Raw genomic sequence first — 17,643 nt, 5'->3', positions numbered from 1 at the left:
GCAGTAGATAACAACTGCACTTTGGCACGTTCGATGCCGGTGGTGCAGGAGCCATCCACCTCATCCAGATTGGGCCGCCCTTGTTGGTGCGGATAGCTTTCCACGAGTCAGATAGTGCGGTGCATCCGAGGTCTGGAAAGAGCACAATCTACCGGATGCTGCGCCTCGAACGAATGTCCGCTCAAAGGCCATGAACGATACCAACGCCCATGGCTTACCTAATGAAAGCTGTGGTCGATTAACTCGCAGATTTGGCGAGCTCCGCTGCCGTATCGGCGAAGACTCCAGCGAAGTCTGTTGCTTCGCGTTCGGTCTGACCGCCACTTTTCAGGAAGGCCTTGATAATCGTTTGAGTCTTTTCTTCGGCCGCCCGCTCAAGGAAATAGCGCAGCTCGATTGAGGCACCCGCTGCTTCGTCACGGATCGACGCATTCACAATGTCCTTGTACATGGCCACATCGCGCAGGTCTCTGGCTCGAAGAGTATTCAGGATGCCTTCAAGATACTCATCAAGTTCGGCTTTGGGCACATACTTCGTAATGATCTTCAGCGCTTCTGCTTCCGGCGCAGAAATGTCTTCACCAGTCAGCAGAACCTGCATCGCCTTCTTACGACCCAATCTACGGGCGAACTGGACACCGCCTTGCCCACCGGTTGGAATGTTGACGCCGATCTCGGGCTGGGCAAACGCCGCATTTTCTGTGCCATAGGTGATATCGCAGGCCATAGTAAACTCGTTGCCGCCGCCCCGCGCAAAACCGTCCACGACGGCAATCGACAACTGTGGAAGGGCTTTGACGTTATTGATCATTTCAGCGAACGCGTGGATGCCTTCTTGACCTTCGGGAGTGCCGTTAATCGTGTTCAGGTCCAGATGGGCCACAAAAAACTGCGGGTTTGCCGATTTGAAGACTATGGCTTTGGTCTCATTGTCATGTTTCAGCGACTGAAAGAAGTCGTTCATCTCATTGATGACATCCATCGTCCAGATGTTGGCCGGAGGGTTGTCGATGATAACGGTTTTGATGCCGTCTTCGGTCGTAATGTGCAGCTTGCTCATGTCTGAGGCTCCTTAGAAACAAGTTCGATTACGTCGGGCTTGGCACAAAATGTGACCTGATTCCCCAACCAGTATCGCCTGTACGCGGCAGGCATATTCAAAAATTATACAACTGTAAAGATTTTTATTATACGTTTGGAAGCATACCGCCAACCGTTACGTTTAATGCTATGGCCGCGGAGGTAGTTGAAATATCTGAGACTGACTTTACTACGATAGGGAAAAAGGGACTGGCCTATGGCTGAAGCAAAGAGTCGACTGGGTGCTGCAAGCGAACGCGCACAGGCAAAAGTCGACAAATTTGAAGCACGAAGAGTGGAACTCGCCGGCGCAGCTTTGTCGACGTTGTCGAGCTTGGGTTACGCCCGGACTTCGCTGCGAGACATTGCAGAGAACACGGAATTCTCCCATGGCGTGCTTCGATACTATTTTGATGACAAGATAGACCTGATCACCCAATGCATCAGGCAATACAAAGCCGTGTGTGTTCGGCGCTATGACGTCGCGACAACAACCGCTGCAACACAAAATGAATTGCTTTCTGGTTTCATAGAGCAGCTTTCCGAAACGCTGTTGACTGAAACTCATCTACATCGGCTTTGGTATGATCTGCGCTCACAGGCGTTGTTCGAGATAGCGCTGCGAGAAGATGTGCAAAAAATTGATGGCGACCTGGAGCAAATGATCTGGCGCGTCGTCGCACGATATGCCGAATTGGGAAACAACTCACCAAAGCTCTCACCTAAAGCGCTCTATGCTCTTTTTGACGGAATATTTCTGGCCACGTTGGCACAGGTGATCGCGGGCGAGGACAAAGCGGTATCGGAAATGGAAAAGGAGTTACGCGCGCTGTTTCCAACTATCGCGTGAGCCAGTCGCTGCCTTGCCTTGCGGTGCAAAGAAGATGTTCCAACTGACCGGCTGAATGGTAGCTTTGTCCCACATTGTGTGAGTTCAGCCAGCCGTTGAATTTGCGCTTGCAGCGAACGGCAGGTTCGACGGGCCGCGTCGCAGCACCGGTTGCCGACGGTCAATGGCAGCTTTGGGCCGTCCGTTTCAAAAAGAATTTGTGCTCAAGATGCTGGCGGGTACACAACTTCGATCAAGAAAGGGCCGTCACGTGATAGCCCCGCAGAAAGGGCTTTTACAAAGCCATCGGTGTCTTCAATTCGTATCCCGGGAACACCATGCCCTTTAGCAAGCGCAACCCAGTCAAGCGTTGGGTTTTCCACATCAAACATTGCCTCCGCATTCTTGCCAAAACTCTCAACACCGACATTTGCCAGCTCATCCCGAAGTATTTGATAGCCGCGGTTGGCAAATACAATCACCGTAACATCCAGGCTTTCGCGCGCCATCGTCCACAAAGATTGCAATGTGTACATGGCGGATCCATCGCCTGTTAGTGCAATTACTTTTCTGTCTGGACATGCAATTGCTGCGCCAGTTGCGCACGGTAGGCAAAGCCCTATCGCCCCACCGGTTCCCCCAAGCAAGTCATGTGGTCGCGCTGCTGCAGTCGGAGGAATGACGTGGAACCCGGACGTCACGGATTCATTGCAAACGATAGCATTTTCGGGAATGAGGGCCGCTAACGTCTGGCCGACTTTTGCTAAGGTGAGATCTCCGGTTGGGATTGGAGGCAGGTCGAGAGCGTATGTGTTCAGCTGTGTCTTGCTCGAAACACCAACCGCGTCTGCCAGTGATTGAAGAGTCCATGCAATATCATCCCTCGGAGCGCACAGGCTTGAAACCGTGCAACCGGCGGGCTCAGGTGTGCTCGGTTTCCCCGGGTATGCAAAGAAGGCAACGGGTTGGTCGGCGCCGATCAAAGTGATTGACGATGTCTGTTCAAGCTGAGCGATCTTGGGTGCAATTGGATACACAAGTTGATCCAATTTGGCAGCCCCGGCCCCCTTCGAAATTCGAGGGATTAGAGTATCCGCCAACAGGCGGCATCCGGTTTTGACGGAAATTTTTCCAGCCAGTACATGAAGTGAACCAAAAAGCGCGGACCCACCTATCATCAAAGCCGCGTTTGCAGTCTTCAGACGCATGGCTGCGGCCTCGATGTCTTCCAAAGACGGACGATAAAGTGGTTGGGCCAGAATGCTATTCGTCGCAGGGCCAGTCGCTGCATCCCAAGCAGTATCGGCGGGAAGAACAAGAGTGGCGATCTGGCCGTTTTGAGATCGGGCGACCTGAATGGCTGCGGCCCCGTCCGATGCGACGCTTGTGGCGTGATCAGAAACTCGTGTCCAATGGCTTATGGCCTGACTTACGCCAATAATGTCCCCTCTGAGTGGGCTTTCATAACGCAGGTGATGTGTTGCGTGATCTCCCACCACATTCACGATCCCGGACCTTGATTTTCGGGCGTTGTGTAGATTGGCAAATGCGTTGCCTAGCCCCGGTGCAAGATGCAGCAGAGTGCCGGCGACGTCCCGTTTCATGCGGTAGTAGCCATCAGCGGCGCCCGTCGTTCCACCCTCGAACAGGCACAGAACACAGTTCATCTCGGGATGTCTATCAAGAGCCGCAACAAAGTGCATTTCAGACGTGCCTGGATTGGCGAAAACTGTATCCACGCCGTTGTGAAGAAAGGTTTTGACTAAAGATTCTGCGCCGTTCATTCGATCACCGCCAACTCTGATTTCGACGAACTTTATGGGAGAGACAATCCAAAAGTAACTGAAAAAGCTTTCGATGATGTGCAGGTCGTCAATCGTCATCGATGCCCTCGCCCGCAAGACTTGCCATGTTGAACAACGCGGGATCGTGGTGGTTTTCGGCCAGTTCAAGTAGAACTCGGGTCGCCCAGACATGCTTGGGTTTTAGCCGCCGCTTCTGACCGACGATACGTCCTTTGTTCCAGGTTGGGCGAAGCGCGCGAATGGCAGGTAAGTTTGGGTTTCTATGACTGATCCTCCGATCCGCCATACCCTCCCACAACGACAACCCGACATTGACGAGAGGCAATATCACAGGATGCTGAGACCCAATGAGGCATTTCAATTTCAGAACGGGCCGTTGGTAGTCTGTGCTATCGTTCAATTGCCTGCGATTGATGCACAGATTGGATTTGGGGGATTATGTGATGACGAGCGACATTACGGTTGTAGGTTTAGGTGCCATGGGATCTGCATTGGCGGCAGCCCTTTTGGACGCCGGGCGAGGCGTGACTGTCTGGAATCGTTCGCCAGACAAAATGAAGCCTTTGGTGGAGCTCGGCGCACGAGACGCCTCCGACTTGGGTGAAGCAATTTCCTCAAGTCCGAAGACGGTCATCTGCCTGTTAAATTATTCAACCACGAATGCCATGTTTGGAACACCTCAGGTCTCGAAAGCCGTTTCCGGTCGCAGTATCGTTCAGCTTGGTACGTCATCTCCTCAGGAATCCGAGGACAGTAAAACCCAATTCAATGACTGGGGTGCCGCTTACCTTGACGGGACCATTATGTGTTGGCCCGGAAATATCGGAACTCCGTCAGGCCGGATCGCGGTCGCGGGGGACAAAGCCGCCTTTGATGAGTTCGAAACTGACTTGAAGATACTCGCCGGTGATATGCGTCATCTGGGTCCGAATGTACGTTCGGCTGCGACTTTGGAACTTGCGTTTTTGTCGCGCCTCCTTGGTATTATTTTCGGGTCAATCCACGGCGCATTGGCCTGCGAAGCCGAAGGCGTGCCCGTATCGGAGTTCACGTCCATCTTACCACCAGGAGACAGAGCTATTCCGTTGACAGAGACAATACACGCCGATTCATTCGATCAGATTTCCAAAGGTGGTGCATCAGTCGACGTAGCCGCAGAGGCAGTCACTGGCTTATATGACCATGCGGTTTCAATGGGTATCAATAGCGAGCTTCCGTCCTTGATGCGTGATTGGGTGAAGAGGGCGCAAGATGCAGGTTTCGGAAAACAAGAAACCGCAGCGGTCATCAAAACACTTAGAAAGCAATGAGGCCTGTGCGGCCGCTCTGGAGGCAACTGACCGAAAGGTGCTGCAAAGGGAATTGTCACTGGGTGACTGGAGCACCGGGGCGTTCAGCCAGACTCTGTCTCGACCACTTCGCCAATTAGATCTTGTCTAAGACAAGCGAGCGGCCAATCATACTCTCCACAGAGACCGGCAGCGCTGAGCCGAGGGCGCCGTTCTTGGTGATCTTGCCGAACTTTTCCATTCCACCGCTGGACTTGTTGAGTGGCGTCAGGCCTTCGCTTTGTCCGTTTGTGAGTTCGAACGTACCAAGAGCTTGGCAGCGCAGCGAATGGCCGCTAAGCGGGCTGCGTCCGCAGCATTGGCACGACAGGCTGAGAGTCCGGAATGGGCCGCAATAGCGGGAACCCTGCCGAGGTCAGGAACGAGCGGATTTCAACTGGATGCGGTGAGGCTCTGGTCAAACCATAAGTTAATTGGCAGCCACGTGGGCAAGGTCACGCAGAAATTTGGCACTTTGGTCGTCGGCCGGAAAAAACAGCTCAATCTTCAAATCGTCCAGCGTGACATCCGTGACCGTGCTGAATTGTGCAATGACTCCAAACAGGGAAAGCCGCTGACCACCAAAGCGGTAGATCGTAGAAATTGTCGGCCCGATCACCGCGTCACTTCGGGCGTGCCCCTGTTGCGACAACGTGCGCGCTGCGGCGTCCAGTGCGGGTATGCCGCCTGCGTTGGCGCTTTCAGCGCGCAGCCGCAACATCGTGTGATGCGCGACCTCGGGCCAGTTTTCGACAGGCTCAGGCATCAGCGGACTGGTCAGCAGATCCAGCAGGCTTTGCCCCTCGCCGATCCCCAGTGGTTTGAACAGCCTTTGGGCACCGCTGTTGAGCATTACAACCGTCCAGAGCCGGTCCAACACCATTCCAGGGTAAGGGGCATGTTGCTGCAGAGTCCATTCGACCGCATCCCGAATGGGCGACATCGCCGCGTCATCAATCGGCGTTGCCGCAAAACGCGGCGCGAACCCTTCGGCGCGCATCATCTGATTTCGGGTTTCGACCGGAAGGTTCATGACCTCGGATAGGTGAAGGATCATGTCCGGGCTGGGTCGGGACCGCCCGGTTTCAAGAAATGAGATATGGCGCGCACTGACCTCAGCTTCGACCGCAAGGTCCAGCTGGCTCATCCTGCGCCGTTTTCGCCACTCTTTCAGCATGCCGGGATAGGGTGTCATGACATGAGTTTAGCAAGGGTCCGAACAGAATTCACTTACCTCTGAGGTAATTGATTTGCGTCCGCCGCAAGCTGCATGAAGAGCACTTATCGAAAGGAGAAGCTCATGACCCACCAACAGTCAGCAATGCGAATTTCAGGCGGTGTTCTAGTTGCAACCGGGGTGCTCTTTGTTCTGGCCGCGCTGCCGTTTCTGCACCCGGTAGCGCATATATTTCTGCAAATCGCGTATTGGCCAATTCACGCCGTTCCCTCGGAACTGACGGTTCCAGTGCCTTTACTGCTGGTGATCACCGGTGGCCTGACGGTTGGCCTGGGAGGAATGCAATGGGCTCTGGGAACATACGTTGCCCCGGTATCGGCGGTGGCCGCGACCAAGACCGCTCAGATTACGGCTTGGTCCTGGTTTTGCGTCGACAGTTCAGGCTCAATTCTGGTAGGGGCGCCATTCAACGTCGTACTAAACCTGTCCTTTCTGGTCCTGATCCTGTTGTCTTGCCGACCCGGCACGACAAGCAAACACGCAACATCCTGACGTGAAGTGGAATTCACTGGTTTTGAAAAGAATGACTGGCTATTCCAGAAAACTTTCAATGGTCGCGGCGACTTCAATGGCAGTTTTTGCATCGGACATGTTGGCGCTATCAAAGGCGCTGCCGCTTTCGACACATAGCCTGAGGCGTTCATGAATGGACAGGACTCACTCTTCCAGTTTGGCCGGCTTTTCTTCGGGCCAGCCGACCTTGGTATTCGCAGGTTGCAGGACGAGTACGAAAAGATTTCTCCGGCGGCCTTGAACACGCGTCTAAAGAAACTGCAGGCCGCAGGGTTCATTCATCGCGCGGAAAGAGGATATGCATCACTCCGAACACGGAACGATTGTTAAGAGCAAGGGCAGCTTAATGCCCTTGCTTGGTCGGTTCCTTAAAAGGGGAACCGATAATGCGAAGGAGGTGGGTGTACAACCTCCGGCGGAAGGCCGACGTCCCTCCTCAGATGAGCCGGCAACTCGGCACTTTTGCGCAGAATAGGCCGTTCCACACCGGGTCGCCGGGCGAAGATAGCTGCCAGCCGCAGTAAGATGCCCCGCGACCGGCTGATTGGTATGTAAAGTGATAAGCTTGGCATTGTTCTCTCCATAAAATGATGGAAAGCCGCCACATGAGGAAAACACAAAAAAGGCCGCTCACGAGGCGGCCTTCAGATTGGAAACCTGTCAGACCGCTTTAACGGGCTACTGCGCCTACCGCGCGAAGCATTGAGGTCTGACAATTCAGCATATCTGATCTCTCCTGTATCAGGGTTTCCGGTTCGTCTAGCTACCAGACGAGTGGTCTCAATTCAACAACCCAAACATGTATTGGTCGAATTCCGCCGGATAGTCAGCTCACAAGCGTTGGGAATAAACCAGCGTATTGTTCTATTTGCAACCAGTGGCGACGGTGGCGGCATTGGCATTTCTCAAACTCTGCGTTCGCAGCGAACGGCAGCTGTGCGGGCTGCATGCGCAGCATATTGACTAAGCAGTGATGGGCAGGTTTGGGCCGCTACCGATCTGGTGTTGCAAACAAGGCGGGCCCGCGCACGTGCTTTTGCCATGGAGAAACTCAGGTTTGTTTGCCAGCTAATCATTACCGATGAATTGGAACTCCACCTTTCAATCGGTGGCTGAAGCCCAATTGGATATCTGCATTGCGTTTGCTGGTATTGCCTCGTGTTGGCTGTAACTCCGTGAATTCGGCAGCCGGCTTTGTTTTTAACCGTCGAGCATCGCAAGAACGGCGTCGCGATCGGATAGCACTAGCAGCAAGGCAATATCGCCCGGCTCCAGCATTTCAAGTATCATTGAAGCAGCCTGTGAGGGTGACGTAGCTCTGAGTATTTGTTTCGCATCATACCTATGTTCCAACGCTGTTCGTTCGATCAGATCCGAAATTTCTCCTAATTCGCGACCTCTTAAATACGCTTCTAACTCGGTTGCGACGACCACGTCGGGTTGGAACTTCAGCGCTGTCGCAGTTACCTCCCGGATTTCCTGATCCGATCTGTCCCCAGCATGGCTAAGCATTATGAAACGCCGTTTTGCTGGCAGGCTCGACAACGCATCGCAAACTGCCGAAATCGAATGCGGATTATGTGCGAAATCCACGAAAACCCGGGCTCCGTTGTGCTGAAACTCGTTGCAACGACCTGGGTTATCTTTGGCGTCTGGCTTGAACCCGGCTAATCCATCCCGAGCCGCCTGAACGGGTAAATCCAGTGCCAAGGCAAGGCACAAGGCCGCCAGCGCGTTCAGGATATTGTACTTCGCAGCGCCGCCCATGGTCAGGGGAACATCGGAAACTGCGATCACCACCTGTTCCGCTACGCCGTCGAAAAAGACGATATCTCCCTGCCGTACATACGCGCAGCACTTGCCCGCGTCACGAGCCTGACGGATCAGGTCATTGTGTGAGTCCAGCGAAAACCACCAGATATTCGCAGATGTATTCTCCGCTTCGGCGCGGACATAGTTGTCATCGGCATTCAGGGCCAGCACGCCACCCTCGGCCAGTGTGCGATGTACGGCGAACTTGGCCTGAGCCAGTTCTGGCACCGTGTTGACCCCGTATTGCCCTAGATGGTCGTTCGCCACATTGGTGACCGCCGCTGCCGTGGCCGCGCGAGTCGGTAGACCCCGACGCAGAATGCCTCCCCGTGCGACTTCAAGACAGGCAACCTCCAGCCTTTTGTCGCGCAGCAACATGCGCCCGCCGCCGGGGCCTGAGTAATCGCCACGGTCCAGAATATCTTCACCCACGCGCACAAATTCGGTTGAGGTCAGCCCGGCGACCTTGCCCGAGGCGCGTGCAATCGCCTCAAGCAACCGGGTAGTGGTGGTTTTGCCGTTGGTTCCGGTGATGAACGCGACGGGGATATTGTGCAGAGCAGACCAGCCCACCTCATCAGCGGCCGGCAGCGCATCGACCGGCCAGGTCTGGCTGCCAGTACCGTGCCCGATCGACACCTCGTCATCATCGCAGAGGATATCCACACCACGCGCCTGTGCTGCTGCGATCAGGGCGATCAGCGCGGGGTTGGCTTCTTTCTCCATTACGCCTTTGACATCCGGAACAATCTGATCGAAATCTCCGGGCTCGGATGCAAGCAGGTCGGCGGCACAGAAATGCCAGGCGGTTTGCGCCGCGAAGATCGCGGAATAGAGCTGATCCATTGGCGCCGAGATCGCTAAATTGACGCCACCGGTAAAGATGCGATGGGTCAGGTCCTGATCCTGCCAGCCAAGCGCATCCAGCACACGACGCGCGTGTTTCTCCCACAGAGCGGTGACCTGCGTGGCATCAATTTCGGTGAAAAACACGTCCATCACTGCGCCGGGTCGATCCCACAGCAGGCCCGGCCCGGTTAGACGCCGGACGTCATCCACCTGAATATGGTCGACAGTCGCGCTTGCAATTGTCAGCGCGGTCTCAAGCTCATCAATCCGGTCCATTTCCGAGCCTCCGCTCAATCCGCGTCTTCGCTGATTTCACGGGCCAGACGCACGCCACGCTCATCCCGGATCAAGTTCTGATCGCCTTCGAACATGTCTTCGAATGCGGGTTCGGCAGGGCTTGCCACCGGCGCGGCTTCGGGTGCTTCACCATCAGAGTTGAAATAGATGATCTGTTTCCAGCAACGTGTCGTGTCGTCACCAAAGATCACCAGCAGATCGCCCTGTGCAGCCTGCTCCAACGCGGCGCTCACCGCTTCGACCTCGTCCGGGATTATCGTGATCGCTGCGGCGTCCACACCGTTGTCGATCATCGCCTGACGCATCAACTGCGGCACCTCGTCATGCCCGCGGCCGCGGCGGCGGTCATCCGCCTTGCAGATGTAATGATCAAAGTGTCCGGCCAACGCGGCGGCCCCGTCTACAATGTCCTCATCGCGTCGGTCGCCGGGCATCGCGACAACACACGATCTGCGGCCTTTGACCTCCAACTGATCGGCCAGCGCCGCCATCGCCTTCAGTGCGGCTGGATTGTGGCCATAGTCCAGGATCACCTTGAAGGGATGTTCGTCATAGACATTCATTCGCCCAGGTGCCTGGAAATAGCTGGTGTCGAAGGTCCGCAGCCCGTGACGAATATTGTCCAGGTCCACTCGGACACTATAGGCCATCGCGGCGGCGAACATGGCATTCTGGACGTTGAAAATCGCTTTGCCTTCCAGCGTCGCCGGGATCAGATGTGACCACAGAACCGGGATATGAAGCCCGTTGTCATAGATGGTCAGCATGTCACCATTCATGCCCTTTTCCAGCACGATGGCCTTGCCGCCGGCCTTGATATGTTCCTTGACCAGACTGTGCCCGGGATTGGTGGTGACATAGAATATCTGATCGGCTCCGGCGTAGTCGGCCATTTTCAGACAATTGATATCATCGGCATTCAGCACCGCCGTATCTGTGGCGCTTTCAACCACCACGCGCTTGACGACAGCCAGTTCCTCGACCGTGTTTATGCCACCAAGACCCAGATGATCTGCCGAGACATTCATACACGCCGCCACGTTTGAGCGTTGATAGCCCAGACCTGACCGCACAAGCCCGCCACGCGCGGTTTCCATCACCGCGAAATCGACCGCCGGATCGCGCAGGACGATCTGCGCGGATTTGGGCCCTGTCATGTCGCCCTTGACGCTCAGCTTGCCGTCCACATAAACGCCGTCGGTCGAGGTCATGCCAACCGTGTTGCCGCTGGTTTTCATGATATGCCCTAGCATCCGTGACGTCGTTGTCTTGCCGTTGGTACCCGTGATCGCCGCAATCGGTATGCGTGTCTCCTCGTTGGTCGGGAACAGCATGTCGATCACTTTCCCGGCCACGTCGCGCGGCTGACCTTCGGACGGGGCTACGTGCATCCGAAAGCCTGGGGCTGCGTTCACTTCGACAATCGCGCCGCCGATGTCTTTGTAGGATTTGGTGATGTCATCGATCAGAAAATCCACACCGCCTACATCCAACCCAACGGCCATGATAGCGCGTTCGGCCATGTCACGGTTGTCAGGATGCACCACATCCGTCAGGTCGATTGCGGTGCCGCCAGTGGAGAGGTTCGCCGTCGACCGGAGATAGAAAATCTCGCCATCCGGCAACACGGTCTCTGCGCTCACGCCCGCATTTTCCATCAGGCGTGTGGCCTGATTATCGATTTCGAGCATGGTCAGCACTCTTTCGTGCCCGATACCTCGGCGCGGGTCCTGGTTCACGATGTCGACCAGTTCGGCAATCGTGTGCGTTCCGTCGCCAGTGACATGCCCGGGAACGCGCTTGGCCACTGCAACCAGCTTGTTGTTCACCACCAGCATTCGGTGATCGAAACCGGTGATGAAACTTTCGACCAGAATGGCCCTGCTGCGGGAGTGCTCCTTCGCTTCGGCAAACCCGGCCTCGACCTCGGATTCTGAATTCAAGTTGATCGAAACGCCGCGTCCGTGATTGGCGTCGAGCGGCTTGACGACAACAGGAAACCCAATACGCCCCGCCGCTTTCGCTGCCTCGCGGGCCGAGTAAACCATGCGCTGCTGCGGCACCGGCAGGCCCAGATCGTTCAACAGATTGTGGGTATCTTCCTTGTCGCAGGAAATCTCGACCGAGATATGCTTGGTCTCAGAGGTAATGGTTGCCTGAATGCGTTTCTGATACTTCCCATGCCCGAACTGCACCAGCGAGCCTGAGTTCAGCCTGATCCAGGGGATGTCCCGCTCTTGTGCGGCCTTGACCAACGAACCGGTTGAGGGGCCAAACTCCTTGCGCTGCGCCCGCAGCACAAAGCTGCGCAGTTCGTCGTCCCAGTTAAAATCCGGGTCAAAATCATAATCCACCTGATCCTTCAAGGATTGTGGCAGCAGATGCATCAACAACCGCATCCCCAGCTTACCCGCGGCCAGGCCGACGTCGCGCTGCCGGTATTCATAAACCATGTTGTAATGGCCAGGTTCACCCGTACTGCGGGTCCGGCCAAAGGTTACATCCGTGCCGGCGACGTTCTGTACCTCGATGGCGCAATGTTCCAGTACGTGACCCAGCCAAGTGCCTTCATCTTCGCGCAGGCGTCTGATGAAACCGCCGGGTTCGCGATAGGAACACCCATGTTCAGCCAGACCGGGAAGTGCCGCGATCAATGCGTCAATATAATCGGAACCAATTTTTGCAGAAGGCCATTCTTCAAGAATACCCAAGTCAATAACGTGGCGAATAACCGGAAAAATTGCCCATACATTCGGGCCGACAAAGACGTTGGTCGAAATTATTTTCATGAAGTTCCCCGTTGGTTAGCTTTTTGTTATCCCCCGCCGGCAACGTCATCCCCGGACAGGTCCGGCAGTGTACAAAACGCCATATGCTCGTCGGGAGGGAAAGCTTGGCGAGCCGCCAGATCATAACGGCACCCTTCGCCCAGAACGTCAAGCCGAAGACCCAGAAGGCTCAGCGCCTCGCCGCGGCGGGCATCCCACATGGACGAATGGGTCAGATGGCTGGCATCCACTACAGTCACTGAACCGGTGCCGATCACTTCAAAGACATTGTCGGGACCGATGAAGGCAGCCGTGTCTTCGTCAATTCCCAAGCCAATCAAGAAAGGGTTGAAAGATGAGGCGGTTAGCAGGCGTCCAAGCCTGTTTCTCTGCGTGAAATGCTGATCGATGATGACGGCATTGGTCAGACCCATGCCTGGTGCAAGTGTGATGTTGCCTTCAGCCGGGGCTGAGTTGCTGCTGCCGCCCGCAACCATATGCTCGGACATGATCGAAGCACCTGCCGAAGTTCCTGCAACCGGCACACCGGTCGCATTCCGGCGGCGTATTTTCTGGGCGACTAGAGTACCACCAAGAATCGCTGACAGGCGCAACTGGTTCCCACCGGTCATAAAAATCCCGGTCGCGCGGTCCAGCATCTCGGCATAGTCAGGGTTGTCGCAATCGGCCCTGCGTGAGATCGGCAGGAATTCAACCTTGCCCGCGCCCAGTTCGGAAAAGATACGGTTATAGTCGGGCCCTGTTTCTTCCAGCATCGAGGCTGTTGGTATCACGACAATATCGGCTTCGGCACCGCCGGACAGTTCTACAAACTTTCGATGAATCTGCATTTCCTTAACGCGATCTTCACCGCCGCCAATCGGGATAATGAACCCGCGCGGGGTCTCTGCATCTACGGGTGCAGGGCACATGTCTCAACTACCTTCCGGTGCTATAGCGGGCAGCCACCGGGGACCGCGCGTACGCTCAAACCTGTTCATACATACCGCGCTGAACTATCAGGCCATCGCGGACATGCCATTCCCCCCGGGCCATCACATGCCGCACAGCCGTGTTTTCGTCAAGAACCACCAGATCCGCGTCCATGCCAACTTTCAGACGCCCTTTTCGGCGTAACTTCAGCAGATCGGCGACATTCGAGGTCAACGGAGCCAGCGCTTCGGGCAGGGATACTCCCCGATCTGTAAGGTCGCGCAGGGTTTCGGGCAAAGTGTCCGTCAATCCCACACCGAACCGTGTCAAATTGCCGTCACGGTCAAAGGCAGGCAGGCAACCGCCACCGTCAGAGCTGATCGTAAACCGGTCCGCATTACCGCCTAAATCGCGGAATTGGATGTAGGCCTCGGAGGCAGAGATGCCCGGTTCGATATGCTCACAGGGGAACGCGGTAGCGTCGATGTAACATCCGTGCCGCGCCAGCGCGACGGCCTGTTCGAAAAGTGGTCTATTGCGATTGACATGGGTTGGATTGAAGACGCGTGCGGGGATTTCGCAAGTCGCGATAGCCTGCTCCAACATTGACAGTCCCCGCTCGCCATCTCCCATATGGCAATGTACAATCCCCGCTTTTCCAGTCATCAATCCCGCGACATGCGCCTCGCTTGCAATCCGCAAGAACTCATCCAATGTCGGTTGGCTCGACCGATGATCACTGATCGCTAGTTCCCCAACACCGATGACCGGATCAAGGAAAACGATATCTCCACGGGCTGAACCTGTGAGAGTGGTTAGCGGGACATGATAGCCACCGGTGTGACACCAAGCCGAAAGCCCCTCTTCGCGCAACCCATAAGCCTGCTGCACCAGCGTCTGCGTGTTGCGGGTCAGGTCGTCGGTGCCCAAGACTCCAATGACCGAAGTGACGCCGGCACGGGTGAAAGAAGACAGGACCATCGGTGGCACCCGACTGGCTGGTCCGGTTTCACCACCGCCGCCAGTGATGTGCGCGTGTCCGTCAATCAATCCCGGAACAACCGCTGCACCGTCGACGTCAATGACCTCGGCCTGAAGCTGATCCGGCAATTCGGGCACTACGCTACCGAGGTAAATGATGCATTCACCTGCGGTGAGAATATGGCCCAAACCAAAAGGTGCAGGCGAATAGAGGTGCGCATTCTTGATAAGTTTCAACACGTTTCATATCCGTCGGTAGGAGCGAAGACATCCTTTTTTGCACTAAAAGACAGCAAAAGAACCATCCCCTATTTTGGAGAAAGCACGAATGCCGGAGTCTAAGCCCTGGCGGATATTGAGGAAGAGGACGGAAGAATTGTTGCGCAGATTGTGAGTTCGCCTAGCCTTGCGTCTTGCTGTTGCAGCGAATGGCGGCTTTACGGATTGCGACCGCAGCAATTCTAGAGGGTGTTGAGAGTCCAGTTAGGGCCGTCTGCACGATCAGCTGACGGCGGGGCAGGGGCCTGTGCATCTTCTGCACCGAGGTCTGCAGTGAGCCCAAAGTGACAAACGAGGTGATAGCCACGAATTGGAAGAAAGGGCGGAAAGCAGGACATATGATCTGTGACAACGCATGAGACGTTCACGGTGGTAAAATGCTGCGGTGACGCCACAGCAACTTCACCGTCCTTAGTGGACTCTTTAGTGACCTGTGTACACATTTTGCTTTGAACGAACCAAGGAACAACCCTATGCCAAAACGACTTTCCCAATCCGCGCCGTTTGTTACAGCCCTTTGCGTCGCCGCCTTGGTCTCTGGTGGCGCCGAGGCACAATCCACAAGCGCCGCGCTTGACGCGCTTGTCGACAGTCGGGAAATTCCGGTTACGGTTGATAACTTTACCCGTGCAGCGACGGATGCAGAGCTGGACAAATACGTCTCACTGGCCGGCGGCGTGAATGAATTTTTCCATTTCCGCACACCAACACCGGTGGAAAACCAGCCGACGATCCGCATGAACCGTGACACGCTTTACAGCACGGCCGTCGTCGACATTAGCGAGGGCGCGACTCTGACACTGCCCGAGGTGGGTGAGCGCTATATGACAGCGATGATTGTGAACCAGGACCACTATATCAACGACGTCATTTTCGGCGGTGGCACCTACACGCTGGACACAAAGACATTCGACACCCCTTATGTCATTGTGTTCATGCGCATACTGGTGGACGCGTCTGATCCGGAGGACGTGGCTGCCGTCAATGCGATCCAGGATGCGATGTCGATCAATGCGGCGTCGTCCAACCCCTTCATCGCTCCAGATTACAATGAAAAGGATCTGGAGGACTTGATCTCAGAGACCCTGAGATTGGGCCGATTTGCGCCTGATGCGACGCGCGCCTTTGGTGCCAAGTCCGAGGTTGATCCCGTGCGCCATTTCATCGGCACGGCGGCCGGCTGGGGTGGCTTGCCGGAAACCGAGGCCTTCTATGTAAGTGTCGAACCAAACCTGCCCGTCGGCTCCTACAAGATCGACGTCCCAGCAGACGTGCCGGTTGGGGCGTTCTGGTCTGTCAGCCTTTATAATGCGGCAGGTTTCTTTGAGGAGAACGCGAGCGATGCTTACAGCGTCAACTCGATCACCGGCACACCCAACGATGACGGCAGCATGACGGTACATCTGGGCGGCTGTGACACGGATACAGTAAACTGCCTGCCGGTCATGGACGGGTGGAACTATACCGTGCGGCTCTATCGTCCGGGGCTCGAAATTCTGGATGGCAGTTGGACATTTCCTGCCGCTCAACCCGTGAATTGATTAAAAAGGAACAGACCATGAAAGCACTATTTGCCTTCGCCTTGTGTGTGCCGACGTTGGTTTTGGCCGAAAACGTCACTGTTGAAAACTTTGTACGCGCCGAGTCGGATTTCAATATCCTGGGCAACATGCAGACCTTTGGCTTTAGCGTGGGTGAGTTGCATCACCTGCGCGAACCTACGACCACCGAAGACCAGCCAACCATCCGGATGAATCAGGATACCCTGTATTCCGGAATTGTGCTGGACCTGTCAAAGCCTGTGGAGATCACACTGCCCGACCTGGGCGGGCGGTATCAGTCTCTGCATTTGGTCAATCAGGATCACTATATGTTCGCTGAGGCCCAACCCGGAACCTACAGGCTGACCGAAGACAAAGTCGGTACCCGCTTTGCCCTCGTGGCCTTCCGCACATTCGTTGATGTCACCAACCCAGACGACATCGCAAAGGCCCATGCAGCGCAGGACGCGATCGTGACAAGCGGCGGCGGCAAAGGACCCTACGAGGCACCGGATTGGAATCTGGACAACCTTGGGATCGCGCGCAAGGCGCTGAGTGATGTCGCGGTGCTTGGCTTTGATTCAAGATATGCGTTTGGAACCAAAGACGAGACACGGCCCATTGACCACCTTGTTGGCGCTGCCGCGGGTTGGGGCGGACTGCCTTTCACTGCCGCGTCTTATGTAATCGCCAGCGTTACCGAAAATGATGGCGAAACCCTGCATGCTGTGACGGTCAAGGATGTACCAGTAGACGCGTTCTGGTCCATCACCATCTACAATGCCGACGGTTATCTGGAACCCAACGATTTGGGTGTGAACAGTTACAACAACTTCACTGCGACACCAGACGATGATGGGGCCTACCCGATCCATTTTGGTGGCTGTGACGATGGCCGCGTCAACTGTATCCCGATTTCGCCCGGCTGGAACTACACCGTCCGCTTGTACGAGCCACGCGCCGAGATCCTGGACGGCAACTGGACGTTCCCGGCTTTCGAATCTGTGGATTGAGAAAAGCTCGGCCCAAAGTCGTAGCTCAATGCTGACATTTTCGGCGTTCATCACCATGATCGGCCTTGGGCCGGAAGTGGTAGTTGGACTGGCTTGAATGAATGTCCGTTCCGTCCGCATTGCAGGCCTTCGACGTGTTTAGTTGCTCGCAGATGCAGCGAAAGGCAGCAAAGTCCCGCAGACAGTGAGTTTCGATCGTTCGAGATTTTGCACTTGCAGCGAATGGCGGCTCTGACGAGCCGCGCCGCAGCATCTCGACCGGTTGCCCAATGGCAGCAAAGGGCCGTGTGCGAATTCAAAACCATCTAGCCTAAATGGCCGATGCTGTGAGCGTGACGATTACCCTCAGGCCAACCTGCACTCGTTATGCTGTACAAT

13 protein-coding genes are annotated in these 17,643 nt (G+C 55.6%); 5 read left to right on the top strand and 8 right to left on the bottom strand.

Going from position 1 to position 17,643, the window contains the following annotated elements:
* Window positions 1-238: 238 nt before the first annotated feature.
* On the bottom strand, window positions 239-1,060 hold the full coding sequence (locus AC2FIS_RS13265; protein WP_496773810.1) for an enoyl-CoA hydratase/isomerase family protein: 822 nt from the start codon (window positions 1,058-1,060) through the stop codon (window positions 239-241).
* A gap of 237 nt (window positions 1,061-1,297) precedes the next feature.
* Here AC2FIS_RS13265 and AC2FIS_RS13260 point away from each other — a divergent pair, with 237 nt between their 5' ends.
* Window positions 1,298-1,930 carry a TetR/AcrR family transcriptional regulator gene (locus AC2FIS_RS13260; RefSeq protein ID WP_496773809.1) on the top strand — a complete coding sequence of 211 codons (633 nt, stop codon included), beginning with the start codon at window positions 1,298-1,300 and terminating at the stop codon, window positions 1,928-1,930.
* Window positions 1,931-2,133: 203 nt separating this feature from the next.
* On the opposite strand, the gene AC2FIS_RS13255 is transcribed toward AC2FIS_RS13260, so the two are convergent.
* Window positions 2,134-3,693, bottom strand: a complete 1,560-nt coding sequence (locus tag AC2FIS_RS13255; RefSeq protein ID WP_496773818.1) for an acetolactate synthase large subunit — start codon at window positions 3,691-3,693, stop codon at window positions 2,134-2,136.
* Between the two features lie 88 nt (window positions 3,694-3,781).
* Window positions 3,782-4,045, bottom strand: a complete 264-nt coding sequence (locus AC2FIS_RS13250; protein ID WP_496773807.1) for a hypothetical protein — start codon at window positions 4,043-4,045, stop codon at window positions 3,782-3,784.
* Between the two features lie 91 nt (window positions 4,046-4,136).
* Between AC2FIS_RS13250 and AC2FIS_RS13245 the strand changes: the two genes are divergently transcribed.
* Window positions 4,137-5,024 (top strand): NAD(P)-binding domain-containing protein, encoded by an 888-nt coding sequence (locus AC2FIS_RS13245; protein ID WP_496773806.1) that lies wholly within the window; start codon window positions 4,137-4,139, stop codon window positions 5,022-5,024.
* A 448-nt stretch (window positions 5,025-5,472) separates the two neighbouring features.
* Here AC2FIS_RS13245 and AC2FIS_RS13240 read toward each other — a convergent pair whose 3' ends face one another.
* Window positions 5,473-6,237 carry a helix-turn-helix transcriptional regulator gene (locus tag AC2FIS_RS13240; RefSeq protein ID WP_496773805.1) on the bottom strand — a complete coding sequence of 255 codons (765 nt, stop codon included), beginning with the start codon at window positions 6,235-6,237 and terminating at the stop codon, window positions 5,473-5,475.
* Window positions 6,238-6,342: 105 nt separating this feature from the next.
* Here AC2FIS_RS13240 and AC2FIS_RS13235 point away from each other — a divergent pair, with 105 nt between their 5' ends.
* A complete protein-coding gene (locus AC2FIS_RS13235) occupies window positions 6,343-6,771 on the top strand; it encodes a hypothetical protein (RefSeq protein ID WP_496773803.1) in 429 nt (142 codons plus the stop codon).
* Between the two features lie 1,221 nt (window positions 6,772-7,992).
* On the opposite strand, the gene AC2FIS_RS13230 is transcribed toward AC2FIS_RS13235, so the two are convergent.
* Genes AC2FIS_RS13230 through iadA form a run of 4 tightly spaced genes read right to left on the bottom strand, consistent with a single transcriptional unit; the run spans window position 7,993 to window position 14,672 of the window.
* Window positions 7,993-9,729: a Mur ligase family protein gene (locus tag AC2FIS_RS13230; RefSeq protein ID WP_496773802.1), complete on the bottom strand. Its 1,737-nt coding sequence runs from the start codon at window positions 9,727-9,729 to the stop codon at window positions 7,993-7,995.
* A 14-nt stretch (window positions 9,730-9,743) separates the two neighbouring features.
* The gene (cphA, locus tag AC2FIS_RS13225) at window positions 9,744-12,539 is read right to left on the bottom strand and encodes a cyanophycin synthetase (RefSeq protein WP_496773801.1); all 2,796 of its coding nucleotides are present in this window, start codon (window positions 12,537-12,539) and stop codon (window positions 9,744-9,746) included.
* A gap of 26 nt (window positions 12,540-12,565) precedes the next feature.
* The gene (locus tag AC2FIS_RS13220) at window positions 12,566-13,450 is read right to left on the bottom strand and encodes a cyanophycinase (RefSeq protein WP_496773800.1); all 885 of its coding nucleotides are present in this window, start codon (window positions 13,448-13,450) and stop codon (window positions 12,566-12,568) included.
* 55 nt (window positions 13,451-13,505) lie between these two features.
* Entirely contained in the window at window positions 13,506-14,672 is a 1,167-nt protein-coding gene (gene iadA, locus AC2FIS_RS13215) for a beta-aspartyl-peptidase (RefSeq protein WP_496773798.1), read from the bottom strand.
* Between the two features lie 512 nt (window positions 14,673-15,184).
* On the opposite strand from iadA, the gene AC2FIS_RS13210 reads away from it, so the two are divergent.
* Both AC2FIS_RS13210 and AC2FIS_RS13205 read left to right on the top strand, forming a co-directional pair.
* Window positions 15,185-16,252 (top strand): DUF1214 domain-containing protein, encoded by a 1,068-nt coding sequence (locus AC2FIS_RS13210; RefSeq protein WP_496773797.1) that lies wholly within the window; start codon window positions 15,185-15,187, stop codon window positions 16,250-16,252.
* 17 nt (window positions 16,253-16,269) lie between these two features.
* On the top strand, window positions 16,270-17,265 hold the full coding sequence (locus tag AC2FIS_RS13205; RefSeq protein ID WP_496773795.1) for a DUF1254 domain-containing protein: 996 nt from the start codon (window positions 16,270-16,272) through the stop codon (window positions 17,263-17,265).
* Window positions 17,266-17,643: the final 378 nt, after the last annotated feature.

The organism is Ruegeria sp. CDSB113, assembly GCF_059611045.1.
The sequence above is the reverse complement of the archived record's forward strand: the minus strand, read 5'-3'. Positions and strand labels throughout refer to the sequence as shown.